Consider the following 22,334-nt stretch of genomic DNA (forward strand, 5'->3'; position numbering starts at 1 on the left):
GTAGTAAAGCAATAAAAAGAACGGATTTTTATTTTCGCTTTCGCGTGATTCTTTATTAAGGATTATCTTTAAAATTCTTATTGTTTACAACAATCTAAACTGCCCCGAAAGCAAATGAAAATAAAAGACATCACCCAATTTCTTGAAACCGTTGCTCCGCTTGACTTACAGGAATCGTACGATAATGCAGGACTTGTTGTAGGCGATGCTCAAACAGAATGCTCAGGCGTTATTACCTCGCTGGATGTTACGGAAGAGGTGATACAGGAAGCCATCGATAAAAAATGCAACCTCGTTGTAGCGCACCATCCTATTATTTTTAAAGGATTAAAAAAACTTAACGGCAAAAATTATGTAGAGCGAACCGTGATGATGGCGATAAAAAATGATATTGCGATTTATGCGATTCATACCAATCTTGATAATGTTTTAGAAGGAGTGAATCAAAAAATTGCTGAAAGGTTGCAGCTTCAAAATTGCAAAGTGCTTTCACCACGGGAGGGCACATTGGAAAAGCTGGTCACCTTTGCACCGGTTGACAAAGCCGCCACGGTTAGAAATGCTTTATTCACTGCCGGGGCAGGAACGATTGGAAATTATGACCAATGCAGCTATAATGTAGAAGGCACGGGCACTTTCAGGGCTTTGGAAGGCAGTAATCCTTATGTGGGACAAAAAGGCACGCAGCACGAGGAAGAAGAAGTCAGGATAGAGGTAATATTTCCTTCGCGGTTACAATCAACCGTAATTGAAGCGCTTAAGAAAGCACACCCTTATGAAGAAGTGGCCTTTTATGTTCAATCGTTGAAAAATACATTGGAGACTGTTGGCAGCGGCCTTGTGGGTGAATTGCCATCTGCGCTCAGTGAAAATGAATTGCTGCAATTGCTCAAATCTGCATTTCACGTTAAGGTAATCCGGCACACAGAATTCCTGAATAAGCCTGTTAAAAAAATAGCTGTTTGCGGCGGCTCCGGATTTTTTCTGTTGCCAGCCGCTATTGCAAGCGGAGCGCAGGTTTATATTACCGGCGATGTAAAATATCATGAATTTTTTGACGCAGACAAACGCATTCTGCTTGCGGATATAGGCCATTACGAAAGCGAGCAGTTTACAATAGAACTATTAACTAAACTTTTGCAGGAAAAATTCAGTAACTTTGCCGTCCAAAAAACGGAAATAAATACAAATCCTGTAAGGTATTTCAGCTAAAACAGGAAGCATCATTTGCCGTTTAAAATAATAAATCATCAAAAAATATGGCACAGGTTAAAGATTATTCTGTAGAAGAAAAATTAACATCACTTGTAAAACTTCAAAAAGTTGACAGCAAATTAGATGGAATCGAAATCCTCAAGGGAGAATTGCCAATAGAAGTAAGCGACCTTGAAGACGAAATTGCCGGACTGAATGCACGCCAAAACAGGATTGAAGAAGAAATAAACGGAATGCAGCAGTTTATTGAAGATAAAAAAGCTGCGATTAAAGAATCACAGGAGCTTATCAAAAAATATGAAAAGCAGAGTGATAATGTAAAAAATAACCGCGAGTTTGAAGCCATCAATAAAGAAATTGAAATGCAAACGCTGGAAGTGAAGCTTTCAGAAAAACATATTAAAGATGCCACCGAAGATCTTGCTGAAAAAGCAAGACAACTGGAGGGCGCCAAAAAAGCCATTAGCGTAAAAGAAGGAAACCTGAAAGGGAAAAAAAGCGAGCTTGAAAAAATTATAGAAGAAACAGACAAAGAAGAAAAGCATTATAAAAAAATGCAGGAAGCCGCCCGCAGCGCTGTTGACGAAAGGTTATTAACCAGCTACGACAGAATAAGGAATAATTACCGTAACGGGTTGGCCGTGGTGCCGATTGAAAGAGATTCCTGCGGAGGCTGCTTTAATGCTATTCCCCCTCAAAAGCAAAGTGAAGTAAAGCAGCGCAAAAAAATTATTGTTTGTGAAAACTGCGGTCGCATTCTGGTAGACGACGATTTGGAAAGCATGGTTGAAATTCAATAACCGCAAAATTGAAATACAGAAATCGGGGCGCAATGATTTGCGCCTTTTTTTATGATTAAAATTATCCCGGTTTCACGGAAAAGGAACGGGATAAAAACAACAGAATATTGTAATTTGCCCTCGTATGCTTCAGCAATTACAAATCCATAATTACGCAATTATTGACTGGCTGGAAATTAATTTTTCAGGCAATCTAAATATAATCACCGGCGAAACCGGCGCAGGTAAAAGTATTTTAATGGGTGCGCTTGGGTTAATCCTGGGAGAAAGAGCTGATACTTCGGTTTTGCTTGACAAAGGAAAAAAATGCTTTATTGAGGGTGTTTTTAAAACAGATTATTCTTCAGTAAAAAACTTTCTTCTTAAAAATGATTTAGATGCTGAACAGGAAATGCTTATCCGGCGCGAGATTTCAACGAATGGAAAATCGCGTGCCTTTATCAACGATACGCCCGTTACGCTTGTTCAGCTTAAACAATTATCTCAATTGCTTGTTGATCTTCATCAACAGTTTGATACGCTTGAATTAAACAATAACGATTTTCATCGCGAAGTAATTGATGCCCTTGCAGGAAATGGAAGGCTGCTGGAAGATTACCAGTCTGTTTTTAAAAAATATAAAGCAGATCTACATGAATTAGAAAAATTAAAAACTGAACAACTCACTGCCAATAAAGAGTTTGATTACAACCAGTTTTTATTTGATGAGCTTAACGAAGCTGATTTTTCCGAAAATGAGATTGAAAATATTGATTCGGAAATTAAGTTAATGAGCAATGCTGAAAATATAAAATCAACATTGTCGGAAATTTATTTTGCAATGGAAGAAAGTGAACAACCTTTGGTTCAGCAAATAAGAACAATCCATCAAAAATTGCAAACGCTGCAAAAAGTATATCCTGAAATAGAAAATCTGAGTGAAAGATTGTCATCTGTTCAAATCGAATTGAAAGATATTTCTTCGGAAATAGATTTTATAAACAGCAAGGTAAATTATGATGAAGAAAAAATAAGTCGGCTCAATGACAGGATGGCTGTGGGTTACGCGCTTTTAAAGAAACATAATGTAAACACTACTACTGAATTAATTGAGATAAAAAATCAGCTGGAAAGCGAATTGGAAAAAGTGACCAATCTTTCTGAAGCCATCGCGGCAAAAGAAAAAATGGCGAACCAACTTTTTGATGAAGCAATCAGTAAAGCCAAAACAATTTCTTCAAAAAGACAAAAAGAAATTCCTTCTTTCGAAGAAAAAGTAAATCAGCTTTTATCGCAAATGGGAATGCCTAATGCAAAAATAAAAGTCGAAATAAAGGAAGATGAAAATTTAAATCTTTTTGGAAATAATAAGATGGAATTTTTATTCAATGGGAATTTGTCTTCCGGCCACCGACAATTTGAGCCGGTGCGTAAAGTAGCCAGTGGCGGCGAATTGAGTCGTTTGATGCTCAGCATAAAATCATTAGTGGCAAAGAGTGTTCAATTACCTACTTTAATTTTTGATGAAATAGATTCAGGCATCAGCGGGGAGGCTGCGCGACAAGTTGGGATAATTATTAAGGAGCTTTCTTCGGCACACCAGGTTGTTGCAATCACGCATCAACCACAGATTGCTGCGAAGGCCAACACTCATTTTTTTGTTTACAAAGAAATTAAAGATGATAAGATCATTACAGCAATAAAAACACTTGACCAGGATGAAAGAATTACGGCTATCGCAACCATGTTGAGTGGTGAAAAGCCCACTGCGGCTGCGTTTGAAAATGCCAGGGAAATGATTGGGAATTAATTTGAAAATTTGATGTCGTAAGTAAAAATCTGGATTTTGGTTTACCGGGGAATGAATGAGAATCAACGATAAAACAATATAGCAGTATAACAATAAATAAGAATTCTTACTTTGTAAAAAAATAAAACTATGCCGTACAATTTATTGAAAGGGAAAAAGGGAATCATTTTTGGAGCGCTTGATGAAAGATCCATCGCCTGGATAACAGCGGTGAAGTGTTACGAAGAAGGCGCTGAAATAATTTTGACTAATGCGCCAATCGCAATGAGGATGGGAGAAATAAATAAATTGGCTGAAAAAATCAGTGCACCCATAATTCCCTGTGATGTAACAAGCAATGACGATATGCTTAATTTGATCACCAAAGCGAAAGAACATTTTGGCGGCAGCTTCGATTTTATTTTACATTCTGTGGGCATGAGCATGAACATGCGAAAAGGGAAACCTTATACAGAAATTGATTACGGATTCAATCAGAAAACACTTGATATCTCTTCCACAAGTTTGCATCGATTATTGGCGACTACTTATAAACTGGATGCTTTAAAAGAGTGGGGTAGCGTGGTGGCGCTTACTTATATTGCGGCCCAGCGCGTGTTTCCCGATTACAGTGAAATGGCGGATGCAAAAGCTTTGCTGGAAAGTATTGCGCGTAGTTTTGGGTATCACTATGCGCTTAAAAATAAGGTGAGGGTAAACACGGTTTCTCAATCGCCCACCAGGACTACTGCCGGAAGTGGCGTAAAAGGTTTTGATGGCTTTATAAATTATGCAGAACAAATGAGCCCGTTAGGAAATGCGACTGCTGAAGATTGCGGAAATTATATCGTTACTCTTTTCAGTGATCTGACTAAATATGTGACTATGCAAAATCTGTTTCACGATGGAGGTTTTTCATCTACCGGCGTAACCCATGCCGTGATAGAGCAGATGGAAAAGTGAAGCCTCCTAACCTCCAAAGGAAGGACATTAGAAGGTTCTGAAAAAAACAAAAAACCGCCTGGCAATAGGCGGTTAATTTTTTTATTTGAAAATGAAGGTTTTTTTCTAAACAATCTAAACCTTCCTAAACTTTTCTAATCGCAATTCATCAATATTCATCTTCATTAAAGAAAAAATCTTCCTGGCTGGGATAATCAGGCCATATATCTTCAAGACTTTCATAAATATCTCCACCGCCTTCGTCTTCCAATTCCTGCAAATTTTCAACAACTTCCAATGGTGCGCCACTGCGGATTGCATAATCAATCAGCTCGTCTTTCGTTGCCGGCCAGGGTGCTTCCTCCAGGTGAGATGCAAGTTCTAATGTCCAAAACATATTTACTAATCTTTAATTATTATAGGGTTTAAAAATTAAAAAGAGGCTTTCTAATTTTCCGCAAATGTAAAAGTTATATTGAGAAAACCAAATATTGTTTTTGACGCGCCTCTGTCTTGGTAGTTTACGATTTTTAACCGATAATATTGCATACCTCTGTGATTATTTTTTTATTTTAAAATTTCTGTTTATCCTTACATTTAAAGATGTTAATAGCAACCGACATTCATAAAACTTACGGTCCACTCGAAGTGTTAAAAGGCGTGGACATCCGGATTGAAAAAGGTGAAATTATCAGCATTGCCGGTTCTTCCGGTGCAGGCAAAAGTACCTTGCTGCATATTCTTGGTACGCTTGACCTGCCAGACAAAGGTGAAATTGTAATTGACAATGTGAATGTGAGCAACTTGAGTGGCAAAAAACTGGCAGCCTTTCGGAATGAACACATTGGCTTCGTTTTCCAGTTTCATCATTTACTTCCCGAGTTTTCCGCGGTGGAAAATATTTGCATTCCTGCCTGGATTGCTGGCAAACGAACCAAAACCGTTGAAAAAAGGGCTCATGAATTATTAGAATTGTTAAATCTAAAAGAGCGTGGCGACCACAAGCCGGGCCAGCTATCAGGAGGCGAACAGCAAAGAGTGGCCGTCGCCCGTGCGCTCATTAATAATCCTTCTGTAGTGATGGCAGACGAACCCACGGGCAATCTCGACTCGGCAAATGCAAAAGAATTACACAATTTGTTTATCGACCTGCGAAACCGTTTTCAACAAACGTTTTTAATTGTTACACATAATGAAGAGCTGGCGCAGCTCAGCGATCGCCTGCTGCATATGAAGGATGGAAGAATTATTAATGAGATGGCAAATTCAACAAAATAAAAATCCTGGTTATTTATGGGTTTTCTGTCCAAATTGGAAGGAACTTACTTTCAAAAATTGATTAAAAGATTTTATGATTAGGGAAAAGATATTGGTAATTGGAGCATGTGGGCAAATAGGCGTGGAGCTTACTCTAGAGCTTCGCAAAATTTATGGCGGCCATAATGTAATCGCCTCTGATTTGCGCGCCGAAAACGATCTCTTAAAAGGAACGGGGTCTTACGTAAGCCTTGATGTAATGAACAAAGAAATGTTGCACGTGCAGGTAATCCGGCAGAATATTACCCAGATTTATTTATTGGCTGCTATCCTTTCAGCTACAGGAGAAAAAAATCCAAATCTTGCATGGAGCCTGAACATGACGAGCCTTTTGAATGTGCTGGAAATTGCCAAAGATGAAAATGTACATAAAGTATACTGGCCGAGCAGCATCGCGGTATTTGGCCCTACCTCACCGAAAATAAACTGCCCCCAGCAAACCATTATAGAGCCTATAACTGTCTATGGTATCAGCAAATTTGCGGGCGAATTCTGGTGCAATTATTTTAATCAGCGTTATAAAATTGATGTCAGAAGCCTTCGTTATCCGGGCCTTATCAGTTATAAAAGCGAGCCTGGCGGAGGTACCACTGATTATGCCGTTGAAATTTTCCATGCTGCTGTGGAAGAAAATCATTTTGATTGCTTTTTAAAGGAAGACACGTACCTGCCAATGATGTATATGCCGGATGCCATCAGGGCCACCATTGAGCTGATGGAAGCGCCGGTTGAGGAAATTTCTGTGCGCACTTCGTATAATATTTCAGGCGTTAGTTTTTCACCTAAAGAAATTGCGGATGAAATTAAAAATCATCTGCCGCGTTTCACCATTTCCTATCATCCTGATTATCGCCAGGCCATCGCACAAAGCTGGCCGCAAAGCATTGACGACTCTTTAGCAAGAGAAGATTGGGGTTGGAAACCTAAATATGATCTTCCTGCTTTAACTGCTGAGATGTTGAAAAATGTAAAAAAAGAAACCGAAAAATAAATTCCCGAAATGTTACCTGAATCGGATTTACTTTTGTTATCAATTTGAAATTATTTAAATCTATTTAACCGTATTTTTTAATTGTAAAACTAAAAAAAATGAAAAGGACAATTTTAATTTTAGCACTTGTTGGATTGTCAACATTAGGCGCAAACGCTCAAACTAAGCCAAGGCTAAGCATTGCAGCTAACATTGGCGCGCCCACTACTTCAGGATATTCTTTTGCATACGGCGCAGACTTGCAGGCAGATTTTGGGGTTGCTTCTACTACTTTCATTACTTTGAGTGGCGGATACGAAGGCTATTCATGGAAAGGAGGTGGAAGTTCAGGAATAATTCCATTGCTCGCAGGTGCTAAATTTTTCTTTGGTGAAGCCAACAAATTATATGGCCATGCGCAATTAGGTTATGCATTTTCTTCCAAAGGCGGCGGTGGCGGCGCTTTTGCTTATGCACCCAGTCTCGGCTATTATGTAAATCCGAATTTTGATATCGCACTTAAATACCTTGCCTCAAGCAAAAATGAGTCTACCGTGGGTTCCTTAAATGTGAGGTTTGCATATAACTTTTAATTCATTTTTATCTTTATAACAAAAAGGCTTCCATTGTGGAAGCTTTTTTATTTTGCAAAGTTTCTAAAACCAAGGCTGCCAGTAAATAAACCTGTTTACCAGTAGATAAACAAATTTCAATGATTTTTATTTTGCTAAAAATTCAAAACATCTTTCATTGAAAAAATACCTTTCCGCCCGCCGATATACTCGGCAGCCAGTACAGCGCCTTCGGCAAACCCTTTGCGGTTGTGGGCTGTATGAATAATTTCAATATCATCAATATTTGAACTATATTTTATGGAATGTGTTCCCGGCACTTCATCAATCCGTTTGCTGATGATAGAAAGCTCATTATCATTATCATTTTCGCTTTTCTCGTTTATCCATTTATTTTTTGTGTCAGAAACAGAAAGAATTTGTTCTGCCAGCGTAATCGCAGTGCCGCTTGGTGCATCTTTTTTATGAGTATGATGAATTTCTTCAATTGCTACATTATAGGCGTGGTGCGGCTTTAGCAATGAAGCCAGCTTTTTGTTGAGCTCAAAAAAGATGTTGACACCCACACTAAAATTACTTGCATATAAAAAACTGCCATTTAATTCCTTGCATGTATTTTCAACAGTTGCAAGATTTTTTAACCATCCCGTAGTACCGCAAACGACTGCCACATTTTCCTTTAAACAAAACAAAATATTTTCCATTGCGCTATCCGGGTTTGAAAATTCAATAGCTACGTCTGCCTTGCGGATATTTTCTCTCGTTAAATCATGCAGGTTTAAATCATTTATGGTAAGCACTATTTCGTGGCCGCGGTTTATAGCGATTTCTTCTATAGCGTGTCCCATTTTTCCATATCCAAGTATTGCTATTTTCATAAATTTATTTTTTTTAAAAGTAAAATTAGGGGAGTGGCGACAAAGGCCGTGAGCTTTTATCTTTGAAAAAGAATACCAGCGAAAGCCCCTTCACGTCGCCCGAAAGGCTTGGCGTTAATTTCATTCCGATATCCGGCGATACATCAAAAGCTTTCAAATGTGCATCTACAGTGGCGTCTACTACATTCAATCCCCACAATGCGAGGAAAGCCAGCACAGAATAATCAATATTTTGCCGGAACGCATTCCGGTTTACGCGCAAAAATTGCGTTGAAAATGACCTGAATTCCTCCGGAACCAACAAACTATCTGCATGGGTATTTCTTGCGCGGTAGATTACTGATTGCCTCAGTTCGCGGTAAGTTTTCAGGTTGAAAAAAAACACGCCGGCGCTGATGCCCAATGCGCCGTAAATAATCGGGATTTTCCAATATTTTTTATTATACCATTGGCCCCATCCCGGAATAATAGCCGAACGCAGCATCGCTACTTTTGGATTGAATTTTACGCGGGTGGTAGTATCTAATGCAAGTATATTTTTTCCTGAAACGCCTGTGTCACGACTGGTTACCACCAGCGTATCGCTTTTTTTTAATTGTTCTTTTAAATGAAAAGTATCAGATAACGGGGTTAAAGTATCAGGGCTGTTGGTGTGCAAAGTATCCCCGTTCTGTTGCGCAAAAAGCATTTTCCCCGGCAACAAAAAAATTAGAAATAAAATGAAAAAAATGCCTGGACGTGCCATAATTAATCTACCGAAACCTGCATCTTATCTAAAAGTGAGCTCAATTCTTCAATAGAAAAATAATCAAAGGTGATGCTGCCGGTTCCTTTTTTACTGTGAGTCATTTTTACTTTGGTGCTAAAGTGGGATGCTAAATTATCTTCAATTTTTTTCAGAGATGGTGGAAGGCTGCTTTTTACCGAATTATTAACAGGTATTTTCGGCGTATAGATGCGCCTTACCAATTCTTCAGTTTGCCGTACGGAAAGTTCCTTGCTTCTTATTTCATTAAAAATATACAGTTGCTTTTCTACCGCGTCTACGTTGATGAGCGCCCTCGCGTGCCCCATGCTGATGGCGCCGCTGCGCACTGCGGCCTGGATATCAGGCGGCAATTTCAAAAGCCGGATATAATTTGTAACGGTGCTTCTCTCTTTGCCCATGCGCTCTGCAAGCTGATCCTGTGTATAATCCAATTCTTCCATCAGTTGGCGGTAGCTCAGCGCAATTTCAATTGCATTTAAATCTTCGCGTTGAAGATTTTCAAGCAAAGCTAATTCGAGGATTTTTGAATCCTTAACATCGCGAATGTAAACGGGAATGTCGGCCAGGCCGGCAATTTTTGCTGCACGAAATCTTCTTTCTCCTGCTATAATCCTGTATTTGCCTGCGGCGGTTTGCGTAACTGTGATGGGCTGTATAATATCGTGCATCTTTACAGAAGCAGCAAGTTCGCTCAGCGCATTATCGTCAAAATCATGCCGCGGCTGTTCCGGATTTGCCTCTATCTGGATGAGCGGAATTCTTTTTTGCGCCACATGTGTTTTGTCTGAAGACTCTTTTATGAGGCTTTTCTCTGTAACTGACAGGTCGGTGTCGATATTTTGCAAAAGTGAACGGATGCCTTTTCCTAATGCCTCTTTTCTGTTGGGTGTACTTTTCATGAACTTAAATCAATAATTTTTACAATTTATGGATGCTCCAATATTTTATCAGATTGACTAATTTTTGTCATGTTATTTTTTTGCAATACCTCCTTTGCAAGATTCAGATAATTGATGGCACCTTTGCTGTCTGCATCATATAAAATCGCCGGCTTACCAAAACTTGGAGCCTCGCTCAGCCTTGTATTGCGGTGAATGACACTGTTGAAAACAAGCTGTTCAAAATGATGTCTTACTTCATTTACCACCTGGTTGCACAAACGCAATCTTCCATCATACATAGTCATCAACAAGCCTTCAATCTGTAAATCAGTATTGAGCCTGCTTTGCACAATTTTAATCGTATTTAATAATTTGCCCAACCCTTCCAGCGCAAAAAATTCTGCCTGAACGGGAACCACTACGCTATCTGAAGCTACCAGCGCATTCACCGTGATCAAACCTAAAGATGGCGAACAGTCAATGATAATGAATTCATACTGATCACGTATTGGTTTTAAAACATTTTTCAACACAGTTTCCCTGTCAGGGTAGTTTATCATTTCAATTTCTGCGCCTACCAAATCAATGTGAGAGGGCATTAAATCCATGTGCGGAATTTCTGTTTTCAAAATAACATCTGCTGCCGGTGTTTCGTTCACCATGCAATCATACAACCCGGTGGTAATGTTATGCAGATCGAAACCCACGCCCGTAGTGCTGTTAGCCTGCGGGTCTGCATCCACGAGCAGCGTTTTATATTCAAGCACAGCAAGGCTTGCCGCAAGGTTAATTGCTGTAGTTGTTTTGCCAACGCCGCCTTTTTGATTTGCAATTCCTATTATTTTTCCCATAATTCCTTTCGGTTAATCTCTGAATTTGTGCCGGACAAAAAAGTGACTTATTTCTCTGCCTACCGGCAGGCAGGTTCGTTTACTATAGGTGAATATAAATTTTGGCATTGCCCTGATAATTTTTCCTATTTGACAAAGAATTCCTTTTATATCCAGGTTAATAAGCCATTATGGCAAATTTAATTATTAGGCATAATATTCCGGCAATTTATAGGAGCTAAATGGCTTTATTAATCCCCTAACTTCTAACATTTTGTTATTTATGAAGAAGGATAAATTGAAAAGCCTGTAATTTTATAATATGTATACGATAATAAGCGGCACGAATCGCGTGGGAAGTCATACAGAAAAAGTAGCGAGAGAATACCGTGAAATTTTGGAAACTAAAAATATCAAGGCTAATCTTTTTTCTTTAAAAGGGCTCGATGTGCTTCACCGCAATGAGGCAATCAAAAAAGTTGAAACAGAAATTCTTATCCCCACCCAAAAGTTTATTTTTATCATTCCTGAATACAATGGCTCTTATCCCGGCGTATTAAAAGCCCTGATTGATAACAGCGATATCAACACGGTGTGGAACTTTAAAAAAGCTTTGCTTACCGGCGTAGCCACAGGAAGAGCGGGCAATCTCAGGGGCATGGATCACCTGTCGGATACACTGCATTACATGAAGATGAATGTGTATTATAACAAGCTTCCTATTTCAGTTGTAAACAAAGTAATGAACGAATACGGACATTTAAACGATGAAACTTTGCTAGCTGTCAACCGGCAATTAGATGGTTTTATTGAATTTTAAGTTTAAAAATTATCTTCACTTATGCGCACACCCATGGGAACGGCAATCACAATCTGCATAATGATTTTGCTTGATTTGTACGTTTTTGCAGCCATAAAATCAGTATGCAATGGCGTTTCCGATAGAACCAGAAACATCATTTATATTTTGTACTGGTTGATTGCTATTACCGCTCTTTTTGGGTTGATACTTTTTATTTTTACCGACAGGACTTTTTTGTCAAAAAAAATAAGAACGTATTTTTTTGCATCAGTTCTTGCTTTCGTGTTTGCCCAAATAGTTGCCGCTGTATTTTTTTTGGTTGACGATATAAGACGCGTATTGCAATGGACTGTTGGCAAAGTTTTCTTCCGCAACACGGAAATTTCTACAATGAGCGGAGATGGAATTAGCCGGTCTGTATTTCTTAGCTGGTTAGGCCTGGCAGCCGGAACTTCTCTTTTTGGCTCTTTGATTTATGGCTATTCCAATAAATACAAATACAGGGTAAAAAGAATAAAAATTCCTTTTGATAACCTGCCTGAAGGATTTCACGGGTTTCGCATTGTTCATTTCAGCGATGTTCATTCCGGAAGCTTCATGAATAAAAAAGCAGTCATGCATGGAGTGGAAAAAATTGTGGCGGAAAATGGCGACATTGTTATTTTCAGCGGCGACATGGTAAATGATCGCGCGACTGAAATGCAAGACTACATGGATGTGTTTGATAAAGTGAAAGCACCGATGGGCGTATACTCTACCTTTGGAAATCACGACTATGGGGATTATGCCAGGTGGCCTTATGAAGGCGTTACTAAAGAACAAAATTTAATAAACCTGGCAAAGGTGCACCAGCAACTGGGATGGAGACTGATGATGGATGAACATTTGGAATTGGAAAGAAACGGTGATAAGATTGCGCTTATCGGCATTCAGAATTGGGGCGCAAAAGCCCGGTTCCCAAAATATGGAAACATGAAAAAAGCATACGCGGGAGCTGAAAAATACCCTTTTAAAATTCTAATAAGCCATGATCCGAGCCACTGGGATGCGCAGGTGCGGCCGGAATACCCCGACGTAGATTTAATGTTAAGCGGCCATACGCATGGGATGCAATTTGGGGTAGATATACCGGGATTTAAATGGAGCCCTGTGCAGTATATGTATAAACAATGGGACGGATTGTATGAGCAGGGAAAACAAAAATTATATGTAAATCCGGGCTTCGGTTTTATTGGATATCCGGGGCGTGTGGGCATTTTGGCCGAGATAACTGTGATTGAATTAGTGAAAAGTAATGAGGTATAAATTGAAACAGATCAAACCAAGAAAGTTTACTAAGAAGCTTTTTGTTTTTAGTTGTCTTGAAATATGTTGGCACAATCGTACGGCAAAAGTTATTTAGATAAAACATAAGCAAATAAAAAAGCTTGAGTTAGTAACTGAAAAAATTACTTCTCTGTGTTCTACTAAAAACGAACTCAATGGTTGATGAAGGTGTAAAAAATATGGAAGAACTAAACCTTTGTAGACAACTAAATTGTATTTTTATACCTGCCTTTTTTACGAAAACTTCGTCCACTTTATTTTTTCTAAAACCATTATCATGAATATAAAATTTAGAAAAGCCGCTCATTTATTGTTGGCGGCCTGTTGTTTCACCATTCTTTTTTCTTCCTGCAACCAGGCTAATAAAGATACTGCCGGAAATAACTACCTCGGCAAAAGCGGGATGGATACTTCCATTCGTCCGCAGGATGATTTCTTTCATTATGTAAACGGGGGATGGATAAAAAAAACAGAAATTCCTGCATCGGAAGCGGACTGGGGAGCGTTTAATATTCTTCAGCAAAATACAATGCTGGAATTAAAGTCGCTGCTGGATTCATGTGCCCGATTAAATGCACCAAAAGGCAGTAATGCCCAAAAGGTAGGAGCCTTTTACGCCAGCGCCATGGACTCTGCTGCTATTGAACAAAAGGGTCTTACGCCTTTGCAGTCTGACCTTGAACGTATCGCAGCCATTAAAACTGCTAAAGATCTTTTACATGAAGTATCAGTAGAATATAAGATGACAGGGATAGGTGCAGTTCAATCTTATTTATTCTTGTTTTATGCGTTGCCCGATCAAAAAAACAGCGATAAAATGCTTGCTCATTTTGACCAGAATGGACTAGGGCTGCCAAGCAAAGATTATTACGAGAAGCAGGATTCTTCTACCATCAATATCCGGAAGGCATATCTAAATTATGTATCCGGCATTTTGCAATTAACCGGTGACGATACAAATACCGCTGATAAAGATGCAGCCTCTGTAATGGCAATAGAAAGCGCTCTGGCAAAAGCTTCTAAGAATCCTGTTGAACTGAGAGACCCTGAAGCTAACTATCATAAATTAACTTTGGAGGAATTGAATAAGGAAACTCCAAACATCAACTGGAACGAACTAATGGATTTTATGGGAGTAAAGCAGGATACTGTTTTAGTAGGCCAGCCTGGCTTCTATAAAGAATTAAGCAATTTATTACAAAAGGTTCCTATAGCTGATTGGAAAAGCTATTTGCGTTTTCATCTTATTGATAATTATGCAGATTATTTAAGTTCTCCATTCGTAAACGCCAGGTTCGTTTTCAACAAATTACTTACGGGTCAAAAAGAATTACAGCCACGATGGAAAAGAATGGTTGCATTTACCGATAACCAGTTGGGCGATGCTTTGGGAGAGCTATATGTGGCAAAATATTTTCCACCCGAAGCCAAAAAAAGAATCCTGGATTTGGTAAATAATATCCAGCAAACCTTCGGTGAAAGAATTCAAAACCTTTCATGGATGAGCGATACCAGCAAACAAAAAGCCATTGTGAAATTAGATGCCATTGTAAAGAAAGTCGGCTATCCCGACAAGTGGAAAGATTATTCATCAGTTGAAATATCTAAAAATGACCTGATACAAAATTATAAGAACACAGGTCATTTTGCATATCAATACATGATCAATAAAATTGGTAAACCGGTTGACCGCGCAGAATGGTTTATGACGCCACCCACCATTAACGCTTATTATAGCCTCGCAGCCAATGACATCAACTTTCCGGCAGGAATTCTGCAGCCTCCTTTCTTCTATAGGGATGGTGACGATGCTATAAATTATGGTGCAATCGGTATAGTGATAGGTCATGAAATGACGCATGGCTTTGATGACCAGGGCAGGCAATTTGATGCGGATGGAAATTTAAAAAACTGGTGGTTGCCTGTGGATTCAGCTAATTTTAGAAAGCGTGCCAACCGTGTGGTAAATCAATACAATCATTCATTGGTGGTGGATACATTGCACATCAATGGCGAATTAACTCAAGGCGAAAACATTGCCGATATCGGTGGTGTTATGATTGCCTATGATGCTTTTAAAAAAACAGACGGAGGCAAGTCTGATAAAATGATCGATGGATTAACGCCCGACCAGAGATTTTTCGTGTCGTACGCAGAAATCTGGCGTAGTAAAATGCGGCCGGAAATTCAAAGAACACAAGTGTTGACAAATCCACATTCCACGCCGCAATACCGGGTTAACAATCCTCTGTCTGATATTCCAGCATTTTATAAGGCATTTAATGTGAAACAGGGTGATAAGATGTACCTGCCGGATAGTTTGAGGGCCCAGGTTTGGTAGTCTAAATTTTTTCAGATTAATAAAATTGACAGTAAATAAAGAAATAACAATGTTTTTTATTTCTATATAAAAATAATCCCGGAGGCAGGTACCTGTATTTTATATTGCCCTGCTGTTGCCAACTCTCGACAAGCCAATTTTAATTCTGGATTTCAATAAAAGCTTGAGATATATACTTACCTCGCTTCTTTATTTTTTAGAATGGAACAGCTTTAGCTCTCAATAAGATTTATGGCAATTATTTTGAAAATAGTTATATTGCTTAAAATCATTTATTATGAAATGTCTGTTAATTGCATTTTTCGGTGTGCTTTCTTTATCAGGAACTTGCCAGCATAAACTGGAAAAAATCTGGGAAACTGACTCAATAATCCCGGTTCCTGAATCGGTACTTTTTGATGGAAATATTTTATATGTTTCTTTAATCGATGGCGGAGGCTGGGATGCTGATGGCGTTGGCGGTGTAGGCAAATTATCTTTGAACGGAAAAGATTTTGACAGCAAGTGGATTACAGGTTTAAATGCGCCGAAGGGGCTGGGTAAGTTTGGCAACAAATTATACGTAGCTGATATCAGCGAGGTAGTAGTAATAGATATAAAGAATGATAAAATAGAAAAGAAAATTCCGATAGAAGGCGCTTCGGGCTTAAATGATATTACCGTTAGCAGCAAAGGCATTGTGTATGTTTCCGATTCCAAAACTTCAACCATCTGGAAAATCCAGAATGATAAAGCTTCAGTTTATCTGGAAAATATCAAAGGCGCAAATGGCTTAAAAGCTATCGGCAACGATTTGCTTTTTGCACAGGGGAAAGATTTGATGAAAGCTGATGCAAAAAAAAGTGTGAGCAAAATAGCAGAAGTTACCGAAGGAATTGATGGCATAGAGCCTGTTGGCAATGGCGATTATATTGTTACCTCCTGGGTGGGTTATATTTATTATGTGCAGGCAAATGGGCATTTTGAAACTTTGCTGGATACCCGTTCTCATAATAAAAATGCCGCCGATATTGGCTACGATGCCGCAAAGAAAATTGTGTATGTGCCTACTTTTATGGGCAAAACGGTAGCTGCCTATAAGCTGAAATAAAAATCTTAAAATTCGCGCGGTTAAAATTTATTTTTCCACATCATGCTTTCTACGGGTGTGTCGGGCTGGTTGCTGTATTTCGCATTCTTTTTGGAATCGTAAGAAACTTCTACTTCTCCTTCTACCGGAAAATAGATGAGTTGGCCAATGGGCATACCGGCATAGATTCTTACCGGCACTTTGCAACTGATTTCTAATGTCCAGTGGCCGCAAAAGCCTACATCTCCTTTTCCCGCCGTAGCATGAATGTCAATGCCCAGCCGCCCTGTTGAAGATTTTCCTTCCAAAAACGGAACGTGCGCATGTGTTTCAGTATATTCAGCCGTTACGCCAAGATATAATTCGTTTGGCTGCAAAATGTATCCTTCTTCAGGAATTTCAAAATGCCTGATGGTGTTGTGCTTTTTAGCATCCAGTATTTTATCAATATACACGGCTATATTTTTTCCTAAATGCACATCGTAACTGTTCGTTCCTAATTTGCTGCGATCGTATGGCCTGATAATAATTGTTTTCTTTTCAATTTCTTCCAAAATTCTCTTGTCAGATAAAATCATTTAATTGCCGTTATTTTTATAGTTGCAAAATAATTCATCAATTTGCAAAAAGACGGATAAATATTGATTCATGCCCTTGTTTTATCAACATAATATCAACCAGCACACTAAGCTGGCGGTTTGGAAGATAGCAGAACCTGAAATTTTTTTCTTGGAAAAGGTATCCCTTCAAAAGGAAATTACCCACATGCACAAAAGGCTGCAGCACCTCGCGGGCCGCTATCTTTTGCAGATTTTATATCCCCGGTTTCCCGTTGAATTGATTGAAATCGCTGAATCAAAAAAACCGTTTTTGCCTGAACAAAATTTACATTTTTCAATTTCTCACTGTGGTGATTTTGCAGCAGCTATCATCAGTAAAGATAAATTGGTAGGCATCGATGTAGAAACGGTTTGCGCTAAAATTGAAAATATTAAACACAAATTTTTATCAGCAGCCGAGTTGGAGATTGTTGCAACAGCCGGGCAGCAATTGAGTATTAAAGATTATGTTTTTCTCACTCTTTTCTGGAGCGTAAAGGAAACCATATTTAAGTGGGATGGAAAAGGAAAAATAGATTTTAAAAAAAACATGACTATTCAGAATTTTTCATTTAAAAATGATGAGGGATTTGTAGAAGCGCGTTTCGAACACGGACAACCCGTTTTACTGAAAATAAATTTTAAATTCTTCGAAAACCTTTGCCTTACCTGGGTCTACTAAAAATAAAAATGTTTTTTTATTGATTTACTATGGCACAGGTATGCAAATCGTGCTGTCGCGGTCGTATTTTGGCAAAAACCACGAGCCATCATGATCACCGGTTACATCCGCATGAAAATGAATTCTTTCATCTCCTTCTTTAAATCTTACACTTACAGAAATATAGAAAGTAGGGCTTACAAAGCTATCAAGTGTCGGCGTTTCTAAGATAGTGCCGCAGCGCATTTGTCCTTCCGTAGGGTCAGTTGTTTTATCAACGTCAGTTTTGTTTTTGGTACAAGCTACAGCCGAAAGCATAAACACGGCTAACAATATTTTTTTCATTTATTATTTAGGAAATGTCTGTTTATAAAATTCTATTGATTCATTTATAATGTCAAAAGCAATTTCCTTTTCCTGGAAATCATTTATTTCGACTTTTTTATTTTCTAAAACTTTGTACTGCTCAAAATAATTTTTCAATACTTTGAAACTGTGGGGCGGCACTTCAGCAAGGCTTTTTATGTAGTTCACCGAGGGGTCGTTTACAGCAACTGCGATAATCTTATCATCTATGAGGTCGGTGTCAATCATTTGCATATTTCCAATCACCAGCGCTTTTACGAGACACAAAGGTTGTATGGGTTCTGAACACATTACCAGGATGTCAAGCGGGTCGCCATCCTTGCCCAGCGTCTGTGGAATAAACCCATAATTAACAGGATAATGAAATGAAGAATAAATCACGCGGTCTAATTTTAGAAGCCCGGTTTTTTTATCAATTTCATACTTCGACTTGGATCCCTGAGAAATTTCAATGAGCGCGTTAACTATTTGCGGTGCCTCTTCGCCATGTGAAGCACCATGCCATGGATGTAAAACGTACATAAGGTTGATTTTATTGGTTGGTTTATTATTGATTAATTATTATTATTTAATTATTTTATTAATCAATTATTAATTATTGACTTTCGCTTTTCGCTTTTTGCCTCTTGCCTTTTTTGCCTTTCGCTTCTTACTCTTTTACTTTCTGCCCGATTGATAGCGGATGACTTGTGCTTTTTCAATGGTAATCAACCCGCCCGATTTAGATTCTTCAAAAAGCTGTTCCACAATTGCTATAAATGCATTTATTTTTTCGAGCGTATCCACAATCTCAATTATAATGGGAAGGTCTGTCGAAATATCAAAAAGTTTGGAAGTATGGATTCTGCTGTTGGGCCCAAAGCCCATAATTCCGCGCAAAACTGTAGCGCCCGAAAGCCCTTGTTTTTTTGCATCAAAAACAATCTTTTCATAAAGTGGCTGCTGGTTGTATTTATCCGCTTCTCCCAGGAAGATGCGGACTAATTTAGCATCGGGATTGTTTACCATTTTATAAATATTTTATTAATGATATTCCGCCAATCGTTGCCGCAAGGCCGATGATAATGCTGAAGGCTATGTAGGAAAATGCAGGCACATATTCTGCATCGCGAAGCATACTAACAGTTTCATTTGAAAAGGTAGAAAAAGTAGTAAAGCCACCCATCATGCCGGTCGCAAGAAACATCCGCCACAAAGGCGAAAGGCTTCCACGGTCGCTTAGTGCATATATAATGCCTATTAAAAAGCATCCCAGTACATTTACGAACATGGTTCCAAAAGGAAAGGTAGTAAGAAATTTATTTTGGATAAATAAAGTAACCAGGTATCTGCAGATTCCACCGATAAAGCTTCCTAATCCGACGGCCAGGATAATTTTCATCTTTTTGGATTGTGATTGAAAGACCGAAATTTAATTATCTGTAAATGTATATTTAAAATCCACGAGCCATTCATTATTCTTTTCTACGAGTTTTATTTTTGAAGGTTTATTTTTAAAGCTGTTGGTATAATAGATAATGTCTACAGAATCGGATTTTGAAATAGAAGAATCGATAATAATATTCGCATCGCTATAGCCTCTCCTGGTTTCGGCATCCAGCTTTGAGTTGAAATCTTTAAGCCCCTGGAAATATTCCATGTTGGTGCTGTCTTTCAATAAATATTTTTCTGCTACTTTATAATTTCCCTTCAACGAAGCTTCAATAAATCCCCTGCCAGAAATAAGCGGGTCGCTTTTGTCAACCTCCTCGCTGCTGTTACATGATATGGCCCAAATCGCGAAGACTGACCATATAATCAAACGGACTTTCATTGTTTATTTTTAAGCCTGAAGGTAATTATCTTTGAGCTTACAATAAAAAAACACCTTTTAGAGCGGTGTTGCAGATATTCAAAAGAGTTATTAATTAATGGCTGTTAGAATCGCTTCCACTATGAATTTCGTTTAATTTTTGCATAGCACTGTCCATTTTATCTCTTGCCTCAGGGCTATTCAGGTCCATGCCGTGTTCTTTCATTTTTTTAGAATCCATCTTCATTAAAGTGGACATATCAAATGCTACTTTCCAATCCCCTTTTTCTTTTTTCAGCAGAAAGTCGGTTGATTCATTCGATTTTGAATCTGTTACTTCTACCGTAGCTTTATCTCCTTCAATTTTAGCAGGACTCATTTTCATGTTTTTTACCAGCTCCATCATTTTGCCGGCGTGACCTTCATCAATATTGTTTCCCATTTTTTGCATGCCCATCTCCATCATACTTATCATCCCATCGCTATCTTGTGTGGCATAGGTTTTTGCTTTCGGGAAATCTCTTTGTGATAAAGCCATCAAAAAATTGTGAAGCACTTTTTGCGGATCGCCCTTGTCAGATGATTGGCAACCGGAAAAAAGCAACAACGAAATTGACAAGGCGCATATTAAAAACTTTTTCATAAAACAAAACTGTTTTAATTGTTTCACAAAAGTAGGGTATTCAATAAAAAAGGCGGCTCCGGGCCGCCTTCCTTGTTGAAAATTTTTACTTTAAGTCTTCGAGCTCTTTTAATTTTTCCTTGTCGTAAGCTTTGATAATTGCCTTCACCAGCTTATGTCTTACAACATCTTCTTCATCCAATACCACATGCCCGATGCCTTCAATATTAGCGAGAATCCTCACAGATTTTTCAAGTCCGCTTTTCACTTTTGGCGGAAGATCTATCTGTGTAATATCACCGGTAATGATTGCCTTGGCGCTGGCGCCGATTCTTGTCAAAAACATTTTTAACTGAAGGTCAGTAGCATTCTGCGCTTCATCCAAAATGATAAAAGCATTATCAAGCGTGCGGCCACGCATATAAGCTAATGGTGCAATTTCAATGGCCCGGGTAGTCATGTAATATCCTAACTTGTCACTGGGAATCATGTCGTCAAGTGCATCATAAAGCGGCCTCAGATATGGATCAATTTTTTCCTTCAAATCGCCTGGAAGAAATCCCAGGTTTTCACCTGCTTCAACTGCGGGGCGTGTAAGAATTATTTTCTTTACCTGCTTGTTTTTTAATGCCCTTACTGCCAGGGCCACAGCAGTGTAGGTTTTCCCGGTTCCGGCAGGTCCAATGGCAAACACTATATCATTCTTATCAATAGACTTTACCATTTTTTTCTGGTTAGACGTACGTGCCCTTACGCTTTTGCCGTGTGGCCCAAATACCAATACATCTGTCTGGTTTTTATCTAAAAAATGATCAATTGCATTGTCATCATCTCCGCCTAATATTTGCTCAAAATAATTCTCGCTCATGTTGCCATTGCGTTCAAGATATTGAACCGCAAGATTTATTTTATCTCTTGCATTTTCAATTTGCTCAGGAGCACCGCTTAATTTTATTTGCGTGCCACGGCTTAAAATTTTGAGAAGCGGAAACTTCTTTTTTAGTATATCAAGTTTAGCGTTGTTAACACCAAAAAATTCAAGCGGATTAACTGTTTCAAGGTTTATAATTGTCTCTGTCAATAGGGAAATTTTAATAGGTTATAGAATGTAGTTAGTTCATATTCAAATATAAAAACCAGCCTCTATACTTACTAAATTACTTATTAACATCAGAAGAAAAATGTTAAAAACTTAATATGTATTCGAAAATAAAAATATGTTGAGGTGAATATTTTTTAATACATTCGAAAATAAAAACGTTAGATATGAAAAAAAGTTTTCTGATTGTACTTGCATGTATTGCTTGTGTTTTTTTATTCCAGGCGTTCACTAATCATCAACAACCTCAATGGAAAAATTTGAAAATTCTTCCGCAGGATATCTCTAAAGATGGTCTTGATAGCGTAATGCATCATTTTACTCATTCGTTGGGTGTTAAATGTACTTATTGTCATGCCGGTAATCCTGCAGAACGCAAAATGGATTTTCCAAGCGATGAGAAACCCGAAAAACTGATTGCCCGAAAAATGATGGAGATGACGATTGACATTAATAAAAATCATTTCCAGCAAATCGCAGAAATGATGGACAGTGGAAAAGTAGCTGCAAATACTGACACTTCCTCTGTAAGTTATATGTTGAAATATGTGACATGCTATACATGCCACCATGGTGATGCTCATCCGGAGAATCATCCTCCAAAAGGAGCTGAAGAGAATCGCCTTCCTCCTCCACCGCCTAAGCCTTCAAATAATTAAGAAATTAATTTTGCATCTTTAAATGCCAGGGAAAGGAAACTTTCCCTGTTTTGTTT

At 38.5% G+C, this 22,334-nt stretch carries 26 protein-coding genes; 13 read left to right on the forward strand and 13 right to left on the reverse strand.

The window, feature by feature from the left end; genetic code table 11:
- Positions 1-114: 114 nt before the first annotated feature.
- From EFY79_RS09975 to EFY79_RS09990, 4 genes are all read left to right on the forward strand, one after another.
- Positions 115-1,212: a Nif3-like dinuclear metal center hexameric protein gene (locus EFY79_RS09975; RefSeq protein WP_123120563.1), complete on the forward strand. Its 1,098-nt coding sequence runs from the start codon at positions 115-117 to the stop codon at positions 1,210-1,212.
- A 47-nt stretch (positions 1,213-1,259) separates the two neighbouring features.
- Positions 1,260-2,015, forward strand: coding sequence for a zinc ribbon domain-containing protein (locus tag EFY79_RS09980; RefSeq protein WP_123120564.1), 756 nt, complete (start codon positions 1,260-1,262; stop codon positions 2,013-2,015).
- Positions 2,016-2,139: 124 nt separating this feature from the next.
- Entirely contained in the window at positions 2,140-3,804 is a 1,665-nt protein-coding gene (gene recN, locus EFY79_RS09985) for a DNA repair protein RecN (protein ID WP_123120565.1), read from the forward strand.
- Positions 3,805-3,933: 129 nt separating this feature from the next.
- Entirely contained in the window at positions 3,934-4,746 is an 813-nt protein-coding gene (locus EFY79_RS09990) for an enoyl-ACP reductase FabI (protein WP_123120566.1), read from the forward strand.
- A 148-nt stretch (positions 4,747-4,894) separates the two neighbouring features.
- Here the strand turns inward: EFY79_RS09990 and EFY79_RS09995 are convergent, their stop codons facing one another.
- Positions 4,895-5,122 carry a DUF2795 domain-containing protein gene (locus EFY79_RS09995; RefSeq protein ID WP_123120567.1) on the reverse strand — a complete coding sequence of 76 codons (228 nt, stop codon included), beginning with the start codon at positions 5,120-5,122 and terminating at the stop codon, positions 4,895-4,897.
- Positions 5,123-5,328: 206 nt separating this feature from the next.
- On the opposite strand from EFY79_RS09995, the gene EFY79_RS10000 reads away from it, so the two are divergent.
- The 3 genes from EFY79_RS10000 to EFY79_RS10010 all read left to right on the forward strand — a co-directional run bounded on the left by EFY79_RS10000 (position 5,329) and on the right by EFY79_RS10010 (position 7,605).
- Positions 5,329-6,003, forward strand: a complete 675-nt coding sequence (locus EFY79_RS10000) for an ABC transporter ATP-binding protein (RefSeq protein ID WP_123120568.1) — start codon at positions 5,329-5,331, stop codon at positions 6,001-6,003.
- A 73-nt stretch (positions 6,004-6,076) separates the two neighbouring features.
- Positions 6,077-7,033: an NAD-dependent epimerase/dehydratase family protein gene (locus EFY79_RS10005; protein ID WP_123120569.1), complete on the forward strand. Its 957-nt coding sequence runs from the start codon at positions 6,077-6,079 to the stop codon at positions 7,031-7,033.
- A gap of 98 nt (positions 7,034-7,131) precedes the next feature.
- Positions 7,132-7,605, forward strand: coding sequence for a hypothetical protein (locus EFY79_RS10010; protein ID WP_123120570.1), 474 nt, complete (start codon positions 7,132-7,134; stop codon positions 7,603-7,605).
- A gap of 134 nt (positions 7,606-7,739) precedes the next feature.
- Here the strand turns inward: EFY79_RS10010 and dapB are convergent, their stop codons facing one another.
- The 4 genes from dapB to EFY79_RS10030 are packed head-to-tail and all read right to left on the reverse strand — an operon-like array spanning position 7,740 to position 10,963.
- A complete protein-coding gene (gene dapB, locus EFY79_RS10015) occupies positions 7,740-8,462 on the reverse strand; it encodes a 4-hydroxy-tetrahydrodipicolinate reductase (protein ID WP_123120571.1) in 723 nt (240 codons plus the stop codon).
- 25 nt (positions 8,463-8,487) lie between these two features.
- Entirely contained in the window at positions 8,488-9,207 is a 720-nt protein-coding gene (locus tag EFY79_RS10020) for a DUF5683 domain-containing protein (protein WP_123120572.1), read from the reverse strand.
- A 2-nt stretch (positions 9,208-9,209) separates the two neighbouring features.
- Positions 9,210-10,130: a ParB/RepB/Spo0J family partition protein gene (locus EFY79_RS10025; protein ID WP_123120573.1), complete on the reverse strand. Its 921-nt coding sequence runs from the start codon at positions 10,128-10,130 to the stop codon at positions 9,210-9,212.
- A 26-nt stretch (positions 10,131-10,156) separates the two neighbouring features.
- Complete coding sequence (locus tag EFY79_RS10030; RefSeq protein ID WP_123120574.1) at positions 10,157-10,963, reverse strand: ParA family protein; 807 nt, start codon at positions 10,961-10,963, stop codon at positions 10,157-10,159.
- A 301-nt stretch (positions 10,964-11,264) separates the two neighbouring features.
- On the opposite strand from EFY79_RS10030, the gene EFY79_RS10035 reads away from it, so the two are divergent.
- The 4 genes from EFY79_RS10035 (at position 11,265) to EFY79_RS10050 (ending at position 16,501) form a co-directional block, all read left to right on the forward strand.
- Positions 11,265-11,762, forward strand: coding sequence for an NADPH-dependent FMN reductase (locus tag EFY79_RS10035; RefSeq protein WP_123120575.1), 498 nt, complete (start codon positions 11,265-11,267; stop codon positions 11,760-11,762).
- A 21-nt stretch (positions 11,763-11,783) separates the two neighbouring features.
- On the forward strand, positions 11,784-13,049 hold the full coding sequence (locus tag EFY79_RS10040) for a metallophosphoesterase (protein ID WP_123120576.1): 1,266 nt from the start codon (positions 11,784-11,786) through the stop codon (positions 13,047-13,049).
- 298 nt (positions 13,050-13,347) lie between these two features.
- A complete protein-coding gene (locus EFY79_RS10045; RefSeq protein ID WP_123120577.1) occupies positions 13,348-15,411 on the forward strand; it encodes a M13 family metallopeptidase in 2,064 nt (687 codons plus the stop codon).
- 277 nt (positions 15,412-15,688) lie between these two features.
- On the forward strand, positions 15,689-16,501 hold the full coding sequence (locus EFY79_RS10050; protein ID WP_123120578.1) for an SMP-30/gluconolactonase/LRE family protein: 813 nt from the start codon (positions 15,689-15,691) through the stop codon (positions 16,499-16,501).
- 20 nt (positions 16,502-16,521) lie between these two features.
- Here EFY79_RS10050 and dcd read toward each other — a convergent pair whose 3' ends face one another.
- On the reverse strand, positions 16,522-17,058 hold the full coding sequence (gene dcd, locus EFY79_RS10055) for a dCTP deaminase (protein ID WP_123120579.1): 537 nt from the start codon (positions 17,056-17,058) through the stop codon (positions 16,522-16,524).
- A 70-nt stretch (positions 17,059-17,128) separates the two neighbouring features.
- On the opposite strand from dcd, the gene EFY79_RS10060 reads away from it, so the two are divergent.
- Positions 17,129-17,761, forward strand: a complete 633-nt coding sequence (locus tag EFY79_RS10060; protein ID WP_123120580.1) for a 4'-phosphopantetheinyl transferase family protein — start codon at positions 17,129-17,131, stop codon at positions 17,759-17,761.
- Positions 17,762-17,788: 27 nt separating this feature from the next.
- Here the strand turns inward: EFY79_RS10060 and EFY79_RS10065 are convergent, their stop codons facing one another.
- The 7 genes from EFY79_RS10065 to EFY79_RS10095 all read right to left on the reverse strand — a co-directional run bounded on the left by EFY79_RS10065 (position 17,789) and on the right by EFY79_RS10095 (position 21,601).
- The gene (locus tag EFY79_RS10065; RefSeq protein ID WP_123120581.1) at positions 17,789-18,085 is read right to left on the reverse strand and encodes a hypothetical protein; all 297 of its coding nucleotides are present in this window, start codon (positions 18,083-18,085) and stop codon (positions 17,789-17,791) included.
- A 3-nt stretch (positions 18,086-18,088) separates the two neighbouring features.
- Positions 18,089-18,628 carry an inorganic diphosphatase gene (locus tag EFY79_RS10070; protein ID WP_123120582.1) on the reverse strand — a complete coding sequence of 180 codons (540 nt, stop codon included), beginning with the start codon at positions 18,626-18,628 and terminating at the stop codon, positions 18,089-18,091.
- 135 nt (positions 18,629-18,763) lie between these two features.
- Complete coding sequence (locus EFY79_RS10075; protein ID WP_123120583.1) at positions 18,764-19,114, reverse strand: DUF190 domain-containing protein; 351 nt, start codon at positions 19,112-19,114, stop codon at positions 18,764-18,766.
- 1 nt (position 19,115) lies between these two features.
- Positions 19,116-19,487, reverse strand: coding sequence for a fluoride efflux transporter CrcB (gene crcB / locus EFY79_RS10080; RefSeq protein ID WP_123120584.1), 372 nt, complete (start codon positions 19,485-19,487; stop codon positions 19,116-19,118).
- Between the two features lie 30 nt (positions 19,488-19,517).
- Complete coding sequence (locus EFY79_RS10085; protein ID WP_123120585.1) at positions 19,518-19,919, reverse strand: hypothetical protein; 402 nt, start codon at positions 19,917-19,919, stop codon at positions 19,518-19,520.
- Positions 19,920-20,013: 94 nt separating this feature from the next.
- Positions 20,014-20,541, reverse strand: coding sequence for a nuclear transport factor 2 family protein (locus tag EFY79_RS10090; protein WP_123120586.1), 528 nt, complete (start codon positions 20,539-20,541; stop codon positions 20,014-20,016).
- An 85-nt stretch (positions 20,542-20,626) separates the two neighbouring features.
- Positions 20,627-21,601: a PhoH family protein gene (locus tag EFY79_RS10095; protein ID WP_123120587.1), complete on the reverse strand. Its 975-nt coding sequence runs from the start codon at positions 21,599-21,601 to the stop codon at positions 20,627-20,629.
- A gap of 185 nt (positions 21,602-21,786) precedes the next feature.
- On the opposite strand from EFY79_RS10095, the gene EFY79_RS10100 reads away from it, so the two are divergent.
- Positions 21,787-22,278: a c-type cytochrome gene (locus tag EFY79_RS10100; RefSeq protein WP_123120588.1), complete on the forward strand. Its 492-nt coding sequence runs from the start codon at positions 21,787-21,789 to the stop codon at positions 22,276-22,278.
- Positions 22,279-22,334 lie beyond the last annotated feature (56 nt).

The organism is Hanamia caeni, from assembly GCF_003721595.1.
GTDB lineage: Bacteria > Bacteroidota > Bacteroidia > Chitinophagales > Chitinophagaceae > Ginsengibacter > Ginsengibacter caeni.